Source organism: Psychrobacter halotolerans (genome assembly GCF_039680845.1).
Taxonomy (GTDB): Bacteria; Pseudomonadota; Gammaproteobacteria; order Pseudomonadales; family Moraxellaceae; genus Psychrobacter.
On sequence record NZ_JBDKWD010000002.1, the window covers coordinates 594,220 to 606,851 of the forward strand.

The following is a 12,632-nucleotide window of genomic DNA, read 5'->3' on the forward strand; positions in this document are numbered from 1 at the left end:
TGAGAGGACAACGTCACACAAGTGTATCGGGCTGATGATAAACGATGACTATATGGTGACGATAGGATTTAGCCATGCTAGACTATTGCCATTTATCCTCTCTTGTGTATTCTCTTTTGTCATATATTAGGATGTATTTCTCATGACCGCTATTCAGTTTGTATTGATTGCCATTGCTGCATTTATCGTGCTTGCAGGGCTATTTATGGTCATTCGTAGCTTTAAGCGCCGCAAAGACGTTGAAAGGGCAGCGGTCAATTATGATAAAAACGGTATTCCTATCATACCGCGTCATGAGCGCAATCTTATCGATCAGCCAGACTTGGATGATGCAGTCGCTGGTGAGACGAGTATTGGCCCTGACCGCAGTTATTTGAATGCGGTTGTTGAAGAAGAGCCGCTGACGCAAGCGCATACGAACGTCGATGCACAGCTCACAGCTGGGCGCGGTGAAGCCAGTCATGATAACGATGGGGCAGAAAGCGCTGATTATGCGCGCTGGCAGGCTGAGCAACAGCGTGCTGATAATGCTGAGTTTGTAGAAGCCGCTGAGCAAATGCATAGTGAGCAAGAGCCGGATGCGTTTTCAAGCTTGATGTCAGCGACCGACAGCTTGATGCCAGCAATTGACACTGCAGAAGAGCCAAGTTTTGATAACAACAGCCCGATCCTCGATCAGCATTTGTCCGAGCCAGTTGATGAAGCCCAAAATGGTCCGTTGATTAACGCCAAAGACAATATCAATATCACCATCCTGCCGCATCAATATCGTGATCGTCCAGTGTCTATCATTCGCGGTCGTGATTTATTGGCATTGATTGACAAATACGGTCTGCGCTATGGCGCGATGAACATGTTCCATCGTTATGAGCAAAAAGACGGCACAGGCATGTTATGGTTCAGTATGATGGGCATCACTGACGATGGTATTGCGCCTTTTGATCCGCACAGCGTGGCGACCAATAATTACAATGGCGTCGTGGTGTTCTTGTCTCTGCCGCATCCCCAAGCTCTGCGTAGCTTTGATAGTATGATGAGCATTGCTTACATGATGGCAAGCGATTTGGACGCCATTATGCTCGATGAAGAAAACGAACCAATCACGTCGGAATATAAGCAGCAGCTACGTAACCAAGTTCGCGATTATGAGGGTTAAGCGCTTAAAGGCTAAGCGTTAAAGACTGTTTAATGTTAACCATATTCTAAAAGGCAAATAGCGATTGACGTTATTTGCTTTTTTTTACTTTTCAAGTATCGGCTAATAATAGCAATAGTTTGAGTTGTTTAGATAATTGTAGTGCACTTCACGGAGTCATTGATGAACAGTTACACATTCTTAGAATGAAACGTAATATTATCCACCAACGGGTCAAAGAAAGGATTATAACAGCTCGGACAAGAAGTTGATTAACTATGCCTAAACTTTTGGTGGCTATTTACAAGGGTTGCAATTTAGCCACCAAAATTTTACGACACAGTTGAAGAGTTTAAAAACTTTATAGTATTAATGTGCGATATTGGTGTGGTTTACACGTAATTTGGTAGCCATATAAATTAGATAGGCTGCTGACAAACCAACTAAAATATAAACAATACGTGATAAAAGAGTTTGGTCACCAAAAATAGCTGCAACCAAATTAAAATCAAAGGCCCCCACTAAACCCCAGTTTAAGCCACCAATAATGGTTAATGCATAGGCAATCCAGTCAATCGTATTAAGTCTCATATAATTTCTCCATTTAAATTGTGTTTAGGTACTAACAGTATAGAAATAAACAAAAAATATTGTGTTGTAACTATGATAATTTGAACAGTGTTATGTACTTTTCGTGTGGGTTTAATATTATAAATTTTATTATCTGAGCATCGGTCAAACTTGTTATCATATCGTCATCTTGAATGACAAAGACGCCGACTATGACTGATCCTATTTTACCGACTGCCATGCAAAACAATACCAGTCAAAAAACGACTGTAGACCCTTCTAATGAACCCAATTCTCAAAACGATATCGTGGCGCAAATGCGTACGCTAATTGAGACCATTAAGACGAATAACTATAACTATTATGTGCTCGATAATCCCATGTTAGAAGACAGCGAATACGATCAATTGCGGCGCACGTTGCTTGAGTTAGAAGAAGCCTATCCAGATTTGGTACAGCCTGACAGTCCGATCAATCAAGTCGGTGATGTACCGCTCTCCGCCTTTACCCAAGTCACGCATGACATTCCGATGTTATCGCTGGGCAATGTTTTTGAATACGATGATCTGCAAGATTTTATGCGCCGCGTCAATGACCGTCTAAGCGCTGCCCAGCAAAGTCCTGAATACGAGATGGAACTAAAGCTTGATGGTTTGGCTGTGTCACTAAAATATGAGTACGGTAAGTTTGTCCAAGCCGTCACGCGCGGTGATGGGCAAACGGGTGAGGACATTACTCAAAATGCCAAAACCATTCGCAATCTGCCACTTTGGTTGGCTGATGCTGCTGACATCGAGCTGCTAGAAGTGCGCGGTGAAGTGTTGATGCCCAAGGCAGGCTTTGAGCGTCTGAACCGCTTAGCAACCGACAGTGGTGACAAGACCTTTGCCAATCCTCGCAATGCCGCTGCTGGTAGCTTGCGCCAGCTAGACTCAAATGTGGCCGCCAGTCGCCCGCTGGCGTTTTATGTGTATTCTGTCAATCAAGGCTTGCCTGAAAATATCGCTACCCAATCAGACGCGCTTGCATGGCTAGAGACGCTAGGTTTTAGCGTCAGTGCCATAAAGGTGATAAAAAATCCACGCGAGGCGCAAGCTTACTATGAGTCGGTGATTGAGACGCGCAGCGATTTGCCGTTTGAAATCGATGGTATGGTGATTAAGGTCAACAGCCTCGCCTTACAACAGCAGCTCGGCTTTTTATCGCGTGAACCGCGCTGGGCAACCGCCTATAAATTCCCTGCCGAAACGGTCATGACGCGCTTGCACTCTATCGAATGGCAAGTCGGACGGACAGGACAAATCACTCCAGTCGGTAAGCTTGAACCGGTCAAGGTCGGCGGCGTCACTGTCAGCAATGTCACCTTGCATAACTTTGGTGAGATTCAGCGTTTGGATGTACGCGCAGGCGATATGGTCAGCGTCCACCGTGCAGGCGACGTCATTCCCAAAGTCACCCGCGTCTGGACAGATCAGCGTCCAAAGGATTCTGCACCTGTCACATTGCCATCGACTTGTCCTGTCTGCGACTCACCTGTGGTCTTACCTGAAGACGAAGCGCTGGCACGTTGTACGGGCGGGTTGTTTTGTCCCGCGCAGCAGACCGAGGCGCTCATTCACTTTGTCTCGCGCCGAGCGATGGATATCGATGGCTTAGGCGCAAGCTGGCTCATTAGCTTTTTTGAGCATGGCTTGGTCAAGACGGTCGCTGATATTTATAAATTGCATGAGCATCAAGACGAGCTGATTAACTTTGAAAAACTGGGCGAAAAATCAGTACAAAACATTGTCAGTGCCATTGAAGCGAGTAAACACACCACGCTGGCACGTTTTATCTATGCGCTTGGTATTCGCGGTGTCGGTGAAGGTACGGCACAGAACTTTGCGCAGCAATTTGGTGATCTTGACGTCTTAATGAATGCTAGTATTGAGACCTTGATAAAAACCCCTGATGTCGGAGAAATCACTGCTGAGCTGACCTATGAGTTCTTCCGTGCACCGCACAATATCGAAGTCATCACCGCATTACGAGAAGCGGGAGTGCATTGGGATAAAGTCGAGCAAAAAGCGACAACGGGTTTGCCCCTTGATGGACAAACATGGGTTATCACAGGTGCGCTTGGTAGCATGGCACGCGATGAAGCCAAAGCCAAACTACAAGCGCTAGGCGCAAAAGTCTCAGGTAGCATCTCGGCAAAAACGACTGCGCTACTGGCAGGCGAAAAGGCTGGCTCGAAAATGGCAAAGGCGGAGAAGCTGGGTGTCAAAATTGTAGCTGAGGAAGAGTTTTTGGCGATGTTGGAAAAAGTGTAAAACTGTAGAGTATGAATGGTGGGTTTATGAGAGTAGAACCCACCAACATTGTATTCTAATGAACAACTATCCTAGTTATTGAAAGCTTGCTTTAAGAAACTAATTTTATCCTTTTTCATTTTACTCCAATAGTTTTTCAAATTGTTAGCTGGCAGTACTTCATAGTAATATAGCCAATAATCATCTTCATTATTGTCATATAAGTGTTCAGCTACTATTTTATGCTGTTTAACAACATTGCTGCGGGCTCCATATTTCTTTTTGTCATACAAGTAGGCAAGTAACAACGTTAAGCAGTCATCTAAATTACCAACTTTTTCCAGTAGAGATGAGTTTATGTCGAATTCAAAGTCATATTTCAATGAAAAATATATTGAGTATGCCACAAGCTCATAACTATTACGCTCAGTACCATAGTGAAGAAGATTCACAGATATATTTTTGATTGTGGAAACATTCACTTTATACCTTTCAAATAGCTGGTTTTCAAGTAAACCTACAAGGTATGGGTAAATTATAACTAAATGATGCACCGTATCGATAAGGTATTGAACAGCATTATTAGAAGCACGTTTTCCAGTTATAACCTTTATGCCATATTTCAATATAGTAGCATCATCGTTGTTTTTTTTAAGCAAACTCAATAGGAAGTCTAAATAATTAACCATTAAATTATAATTCAGATAATCTACTAAGCTTACTGGATGATTGGAAATGTCAACAATCCAACTTGAGCTTCTTATCGCTGGTAAGTCTTCTATAGAAACTTTTTTACCATTAAGGATTAGACCGAATTTTCGCAATTCATTAGACAAGTCAGCTAAAAAGTTTTCTGCCGTTTCATAGTTCTCTGTTAAACAAACATAGTCATCAATATGTCTTATAAATTTATAATCTTTTTTAGCTAGTTGATAGTCGACTACTACTAATATAATTTCAGAAATTAAGTTATATGCATGTGCACCTATTAAAATACCGTGTGTTTCACCATTATTTGTATTCATCAAAAGTGTATCTAACTCATTAAACCAAAATCCGCTACGATTGACTTTTGCATTGGCTTTACCAGCAACTGCCCAAGTTAAAGAGTGTGTATATATGCTTCCAAAACAGTTAGATATATCGGCATGTGCTTGAAATCTCGATTTTATTTTAAACTTTAATAATGGATCATCGTCTTCTTTATAGTCTGAAAAACCCATATCGAACAGTTGTTCTTTATCTATTTGGCGGTTTATAATTTTTAGTGTGTCATACTTTCCTAAAACTAAGATCTTCTTATTTTCTTTAGTTTTTCTTATGTGTATTCTACTTACTTTCCAATCTTGATTACTTGTATAGGTTTGAAAGTGTAATAGAATATCATTCCAATTATTCTTCAAATTGAAACATAGATTTCTATATGCTATAGGGTTTGGAATTGTAATAATTCTTGGTATATTTATATTTCTTATACTTTCATAGTAAACGGGAATAGTTTCTGTTCTCTGAAAAGTAGCTTGCTTCTGTACTTTGCACCAAGCAAAAAAATCAACAGATTGTAAGAAGGATGGTAAATTGTCGCTAAACATTCCATAACTTAATAAACCCTCGTAAATTTCATCTGAGCTAAGCAAAGAATGCTGCTGATAATATGATTTAAACATTGAATTCCTTATTTACTTGATCTTCAGAGATATTAACTTTCTTGAATATTTATTCTACTAAATTTTAGTCTAATATCTTACAACAAGTTTTTACTTCATGTTTATTGTAAGATATCTGAACAAGATAGGAAGTATCAACTCTTTAGCAAATTCATCGTTCAATATAAAACTATTGGTAATCATGCTTGGAGTATTTAAGTGTTTAGCCTTTATCAATAAGTAAGAATATCTCGTTAAAGAATAATTTTACTTTATCATTAAACCTAACAAAGTTAACAAGATTGATTCAGATTGCCCTTACCAATGCTTATAAAATAATAGTCATAGTTATCAGTAAGATGACTAGAAAAAAGTGAATAAGCAACACGTAAGGAGCGCGTCATGGCAGACCATACCAATCATCAGTCTGATTCTGATACCATCGACAATAGCCAAAGCCAACAAGTACAGCATCTCATCGATACCCTACAAGGTGAGCATATCAGCAAAGAAGGCGGACAGTCTGCCATCATCTTTCGTATGGTGATGCCTGACCATCTGTGCCCGTTTGGCCTCAAATCAATCGATGCGCTCAAGCACGCAGGCTATGACATCATCGATCGCCACATTACCACCCAAGATGAGAACAAACTGGTTAAAGAAACGCTTGGGATGAAGACCACGCCGCAGACCTTTATTGATGGCAAACGTGTTGGCGGTAATGACGATTTACAGGTATTTTTAGGCAACAGCGAACCTGAAAAAGAAGACGATAAGACCTACGCGCCCATCATTGCGATATTTGCTGTCACCGCACTGATGACACTGGCATTATGCTGGGCGTTTGCCGTCAGCGTCTTGTCGATACAAGCGCTCATGTGGTTTGTCGCGCTGTCTATGTGTGTATTGGCGATTAAAAAGCTTGAAGACTTAGAAGGATTTACCACTGGGTTTTTGGGCTATGATTTGCTGGCACGCCGCGTGGTACGCTATGCCTATGTGTATCCGTTTTTAGAGGCCTTTGCGGGTATCGCTATGCTTGCCGATCAACCTTGGCTCAATCCGATTGCGGGTATCGTCGCCTTTACTATTGGCTTAATCGGTGGTATATCTGTTATTAAGGCCGTATACATCGATAAGCGCGAGCTAAAGTGTGCCTGTGTCGGCGGTGACAGTAACGTACCGTTGGGCGCTATTTCTTTAACAGAAAATGTCATGATGTTTGGGATGGGTGGTTATATGCTCATTCGCGCTTTGCTATAAATAATGGTTTCGTAGCGCGAATAAAAGACGTTATTTACTTAGCGCGATGTCTATTAATCTACATTTCAATGTGAATACGGTTTGAGTATGCAGAGTATTTAAGTAAGTTTGTAGATTGCGCTACTCTGCCATTTCCCCATGCGCTTTTGCTTCACTTTTTTTGCCGTCTGGTTGAATGACGATAGGTAATACCAGCCCTTTTGCAAAGTCATCGGATATCACATAATCATAACTGCTGGCCGTGACATCGGGCGTGGTATGAATGATAAGCTCCATATCGTTGCCATCAGTCAGCTCATGCGATACGTATTTTTCGCTCAGTTGATCCAAAACTTTCGATAGTGCCTCATTACTGGCCATACTAATGGTGATGTTATGCTGAGCAGTGGCATTATCTACCCCGACATAATCGGCATAATTGCGCACGTTTTGGCTATCAAGTGCGAACGGATAGTTATAATTGGCGCGGTCAACAGGCGTTTCGCCGCTAGCGACCAATGACCAATCGATCGCATGAGTGTCTGTCTGTGATGTCTCTGCTGTCATGGTTTTTGGCACTGGCTCAGAGGCTTGGTCAGTCGTCTCAGCTTGGTTATCACATCCAGCTAGTAACCACATGCTGGCAGTCGCGATTATTATCGTAGTCATGAGGCGGTTGGCCATCGAGGTATCCTCTGTATCATTCGTCATAAATTCTTTTGTGTAAGCGCTATTTTGACAGGTTTCCCAATGCTTCTCTAGATAAAAGCGCCAAACCGTTCATTTTAGTCCATCGATTACCACTATTTTTGACATGAGGACACGCCCTAATCATGCATAAAAAAACAGCCGTGCTAAGACGACTGTTTTGCATTTATAGAGGTTTTTTCAAACAATTTGCTTATTAGATTTGGCAGTTTACTTGGTATTCTTTACCATTTGCCCACTTGATAGCAAAAATGCCTTTGTCGCCTTTCATATGCCAAGCATAGGTTGCTTCTGGGTTTGAATCATTGACATAGCTTGCGGTATCGCCTTGTACGCCACCATTTAAGGTAATAGGTTGCTCGTTCCAGCCTACTTTTGGCAACGTGGCATTGACCATGGCTTGTTTTTTATTGATAGACTGTTTGGCTTGCAGAGTGCTGTTGTCAGTACAGGTATAAGGCGCTGCTGCCATACGGTCATAAGCGGCGTCTGGCATGCTGTCTTTAACTGGCGTGTCTGAGGCATTTGGGGCAGTCGGCGCGGTCGTGGCACAAGCGCTCAGTAAGGCAAGAGCAGGCAAGGCAGTAGCAATTTTAGTCAATGTTTTCATAATTTTCTCCAAAAATATCGAGATGATAATGTATTTCTTTTTAATGATGCATTAAGCATATGTCACATATGGTAATCAAAACGGCTATCGGAGAATGTTAGAAATTGTTTGTTACCTGTTGGCTTCCTTACTTAATCGCTATCTAATGTAACGTGCGATCTGACTTGTTATGGTACTTAAGAAATGAGAACTTTAAATAAGCCATAAAATACAGTTAATAAAAAAGCGCCTATCGATTACTTGGTCGATAGGCGCTTTTGTTAAGTAAATTAAAACGTTTTACCTATTTGGTTTTACGCGGTGGTAGGCCCGTATGCTGAGTCTGAAAGTTGCCTTTACTCACGCGCTTTTTGGTGTTTTTGCTAGCAGCGTTTTTGCTCGTATTATTTGACCCATTGTTGCTCGCTGAGTTATTACTACGTTTGACCGAGTCATTGCCCTGACGACTGTTCTTTTTGCGCGCAGATTGATAGCTGTCTTGCGCCGCATCGCGACCTTCTAGACTGGCGTTAAATGGTGGAATCAAGCAACCACGGTTTTTACCAATTAAATCACTGCGTCCCATATCTTGTAATGCTTTACGTAGCATGACCCAGTTTTTGGGATCGTGATAGCGCAAGAAGGCTTTGTGCAGTTTACGCTGTTTGCCGGACTTAACGATGTCCATGTCACCTTCACTACGGCTAATCTTGTGTAGTGGGTCTTTGTGCGTGTGATACATGGTGGTCGCGGTCGCCATTGGGCTTGGATAAAATGCCTGTACTTGGTCAGCGCGGTAGCCATGACTTTTGAGCCAAAGCGCAAGGTTCATCATGTCTTCATCTTTGGTACCGGGATGGGCAGCAATAAAGTAAGGAATCAGATATTGCTCTTTGCCAGCCTCTTGGCTGTATTGCTCAAACATGGCTTTGAATTGGTCATAGCTGCCCATGCCCGGCTTCATCATTTTCGATAGCACCGCATCTTCTGAGTGTTCAGGCGCGATTTTTAGATAACCACCGACATGATGACTGACCAACTCTTTGACGTATTCAGGGTCTTTCACCGCTAGATCATAACGCAAGCCTGATGCGATAAGGATTTTTTTGACGCCTTTGATATCACGCGCTTTGCGGTAGAGTTTGGTTAAATTGCTGTGATCGGTCAGCAGGTTTTCGCAGACATCAGGATAGACACAAGAGGGCTTACGGCAGTTCTTTTCAATCGTCTCGTCTTTACAGCTCAGACGATACATATTGGCAGTGGGTCCGCCAAGATCAGAGATAACGCCTGTAAAGTTCGGCGCGGTATCGCGAATCGCTTCTACTTCACGCAAGATTGAATCTTCTGAGCGGTTTTGGATAATACGACCTTCATGCTCTGTGATTGAGCAGAAGGTACAACCGCCAAAACAGCCGCGCATGATATTAACCGAAAACTTAATCATGTCATAAGCAGGAATGCGCGCATCGCCATAACTTGGGTGCGGCAAACGCGCATATGGTAAGTCAAACACGTAATCCATCTCTTCAGTTGAGAGCGGAATTGGTGGCGGATTGAGCCAGACATCGATAGAAGTGTGAGAGTTACCCGCACCGCTACTATGACGCTGGACAAGTGCTCGCGCGTTACCCGGATTGGTCTCTAGATGTAGGATACGGTTGGCATGGGCATAAAGCACCGGATCAGATTTAACGTGCTCGTAGTCTGGCAAACGAATCACGGTCTGCTCGCGTGGTGGCATTTTGATTTTATGCTTACGGGCGGTCATGGGCTTATCAAAGCCGCGCATTTGCACCACTTGGGTTTCTTCATCGACTTGGTCAGCATTGATGACTTTATTGCTCACGGGTTCTGCCACAAAGCCCTGATACTGTGACGACATTGACGATAGCGCTGGCATCGCTTGACCAACCGGCGAATCAGACGGTTTTTCTTGTTCGATTTTGCAGCTATCGACGTCTTCGGTCATGACATACGGGTTGATAATAGGATCAACGCGGCCCACGGTATCGACATCGTTGCTCGCAACCTCAGTCATGCCTGCTTGCCAATGACGGCGCGTTGGGGTCAATAGATAAGACGTGCCGCGCAATTTGCTCATTTGCTCAAAGGTATAACCCTTTGATAGACCGTGTACCACATCGACGATGGCACGCTCAGCGTTACCGTACAATAAAACATCGGCACGCGCATCCATCAAGATACTACGACGCACTTTGTCCGACCAATAATCATAATGCGCGATACGGCGCAGACTACCTTCGATGCCGCCCAAGATAATCGGCACATCAGGATAGGCTTCGCGGCAGCGCTGGCTATAGACGATAGCGGCGCGGTCGGGGCGTTTATTCGCCACATTACCTGGGGAGTAAGCATCATCACTACGAATCTTGCGGTCCGCGGTATAGCGGTTGATCATGCTGTCCATGTTACCCGCGGTCACGCCATAAGCATAAACGGGTTTGCCAAGCTCCATAAAAGCGTCTTTGCTCTTCCAATCTGGCTGAGCAATGATACCCACACGAAAGCCTTGTGATTCGAGCAAACGACCGATGATCGCCATGCCAAAACTTGGGTGATCGACATAAGCATCGCCTGAGATGATAATCACATCACAGGCATCCCAGCCCAAATCGTCCATCTCTTTTCGGCTCATGGGCAGATAAGGGGCAGGCTCGTAGCAGCTCGCCCAGTGTTTGTCGTAGTCGTAAAGGGCTTTAGTGCCTTGTTTAAAGGCGGTGCGGGCGATGGTATCGGCAGACATGGGCGGACCTGTTGATTAGATAAAATGTACTAAAAAGACAGCCATTATTAACGATTGTATTAATGCTAAAGTTAATGGCTAATTTAAAAGCGCTCATTTTATCATGAATTCAACTCACGATGTGATAAGGATGGCGGATAAGTTATTGATAGCGTAAGATAATATAGATGTAGGAACGGAATTTTTGCTCAAAAACCGCTCCTACATTAGACTAAGTTCTAGTAAAAATTGGAAGTCATAATTAATCTGCTAGTTATCTAATAATTGTAAGGGGAAGGTGACAACATCGAAGGCAAGTGCAAAGGGCAGTAGCACCAGTTTTTCTGCGCTACTTTTACCACTACGAATCACTTCATCTTGCTTTATTTGCGTATAAAAGCTCACCGTATAAGGTTTGCTCAAAGCGCGATACTGCGACTGAATCATACTCAAATTACTGACTTGCGGATAAATAGCCCCTTTCACAGGAACACTAAAACAAAAGCGCTGGGCGTTAATACGTTCATCACTGTCGGTTGTGCAGTCACGCCCGTTATTTTGCAAAAAGAATTGATAATCTGAGCGCTTAAACTCATCCTTTAGTTTGGCATAAGAAAGCTTCATTTCGCCTTGAAAATAACCGTCGTTATTGGGCACATAAAAGCTCATATCATTACTGACTTGGATATTTTTTGGCGTTAAGTTGCTCAATAAATTGACCATCTCCGTACCACCTTGGCTTAACACACAACTGTTTTTTTCGCCCACAATGACCATTGTCGCGTTTGGCATTTTGGGTAATGCTTGCGCAGGACGACCAAAGGCGACAATCTGATCTTCGGACAAGGGAGTTTTGACGCTTGTCGTGCTGACTCGGTTACTGCTCTCTAAAAGAGAGCTGGTGGCACAGCCTGAGCTGACCAATAATGCAGTCAGTGAGGCGCTTATTATCACAGCTTTAAAACTAACTTTTACTTGCAAAGGGTTTTTATGATTCTGGGACATCGCAGGTTTCCTTGTCTATGTCTAAAATTGTTGACGACTATTAATGGATGACTCATCTACTATCTAGTATTTATGACCAGACTTTCATGCCTATCGTAACTCGTTTGATCGATATATATCTACTCATTATTGACATTAAAAATGGATTTAAGTTCATAAATAAATTCAATCTAACGTAATCTTTGTGCCACTTTTAGTAAAGTTCATCACAAACTGACTTTTAAAGTTGCGCACGTTGTTTTCATACGTCAGTAAGCGGCGAGTGAACCGATGATAGTCGCTCATGTTTTTGGCGTTGACCATCAACATAAAATCAAAGTCGCCTGATACTTCATAACAGCTCATGACTTGCGGCTGTGCATCCATCAAGCGCTCAAACCGCTGCTGCATCGAGGTATTGGAGCGCTCCATTTCTATCATAACCACAGCAGTCAAACCGTAACCCACTTTGTTGGGATTGACGATAGCGACTTGCTTGGTGATGACCCCATTGCTGAGTAGCATTTGAATACGGCGCTGCGCGGTTGCGACAGAGACATGCACACGTTCCGAAACTGTTTTCAACGGTAGAGTCGCATCATCTTGTAGTAAGTTTAAAATGGCTTTATCGATATCATCTAATTCATGACTCATCATCGGTTCTCCAAAGGCTATCGCTGCTAGCGAATTTAGTCGTTATTATCACTATAACTTTAAAAAT

General features: G+C 42.9%; 10 protein-coding genes. 3 read left to right on the top strand and 7 right to left on the bottom strand.

Features of this window, described 5'->3' with window-relative positions; genetic code table 11:
• Positions 1-142 precede the first annotated feature (142 nt).
• Entirely contained in the window at positions 143-1,156 is a 1,014-nt protein-coding gene (locus AAJP47_RS06155; protein WP_346717018.1) for a cell division protein ZipA, read from the top strand.
• A 348-nt stretch (positions 1,157-1,504) separates the two neighbouring features.
• On the opposite strand, the gene AAJP47_RS06160 is transcribed toward AAJP47_RS06155, so the two are convergent.
• Positions 1,505-1,726: a DUF378 domain-containing protein gene (locus AAJP47_RS06160; RefSeq protein ID WP_346717019.1), complete on the bottom strand. Its 222-nt coding sequence runs from the start codon at positions 1,724-1,726 to the stop codon at positions 1,505-1,507.
• A gap of 191 nt (positions 1,727-1,917) precedes the next feature.
• Here AAJP47_RS06160 and ligA point away from each other — a divergent pair, with 191 nt between their 5' ends.
• A complete protein-coding gene (gene ligA / locus AAJP47_RS06165) occupies positions 1,918-4,017 on the top strand; it encodes an NAD-dependent DNA ligase LigA (protein WP_497198689.1) in 2,100 nt (699 codons plus the stop codon).
• Positions 4,018-4,088: 71 nt separating this feature from the next.
• Here ligA and AAJP47_RS06170 read toward each other — a convergent pair whose 3' ends face one another.
• Positions 4,089-5,663, bottom strand: coding sequence for an RNA-directed DNA polymerase (locus tag AAJP47_RS06170; protein WP_346717020.1), 1,575 nt, complete (start codon positions 5,661-5,663; stop codon positions 4,089-4,091).
• 381 nt (positions 5,664-6,044) lie between these two features.
• Here AAJP47_RS06170 and AAJP47_RS06175 point away from each other — a divergent pair, with 381 nt between their 5' ends.
• On the top strand, positions 6,045-6,905 hold the full coding sequence (locus AAJP47_RS06175; protein ID WP_346717021.1) for a MauE/DoxX family redox-associated membrane protein: 861 nt from the start codon (positions 6,045-6,047) through the stop codon (positions 6,903-6,905).
• A gap of 120 nt (positions 6,906-7,025) precedes the next feature.
• Here the strand turns inward: AAJP47_RS06175 and AAJP47_RS06180 are convergent, their stop codons facing one another.
• The 5 genes from AAJP47_RS06180 to AAJP47_RS06200 form a co-directional block, all read right to left on the bottom strand.
• Entirely contained in the window at positions 7,026-7,595 is a 570-nt protein-coding gene (locus AAJP47_RS06180) for a hypothetical protein (protein ID WP_346717022.1), read from the bottom strand.
• A 193-nt stretch (positions 7,596-7,788) separates the two neighbouring features.
• On the bottom strand, positions 7,789-8,202 hold the full coding sequence (locus AAJP47_RS06185; RefSeq protein ID WP_346717023.1) for a hypothetical protein: 414 nt from the start codon (positions 8,200-8,202) through the stop codon (positions 7,789-7,791).
• A 283-nt stretch (positions 8,203-8,485) separates the two neighbouring features.
• Positions 8,486-10,948: a YgiQ family radical SAM protein gene (locus tag AAJP47_RS06190; RefSeq protein ID WP_346717024.1), complete on the bottom strand. Its 2,463-nt coding sequence runs from the start codon at positions 10,946-10,948 to the stop codon at positions 8,486-8,488.
• A gap of 249 nt (positions 10,949-11,197) precedes the next feature.
• A complete protein-coding gene (locus tag AAJP47_RS06195; protein WP_346717025.1) occupies positions 11,198-11,932 on the bottom strand; it encodes a YidX family protein in 735 nt (244 codons plus the stop codon).
• Positions 11,933-12,097: 165 nt separating this feature from the next.
• Complete coding sequence (locus tag AAJP47_RS06200; protein ID WP_346717026.1) at positions 12,098-12,565, bottom strand: Lrp/AsnC family transcriptional regulator; 468 nt, start codon at positions 12,563-12,565, stop codon at positions 12,098-12,100.
• Between the last annotated feature and the right edge of the window lie 67 nt (positions 12,566-12,632).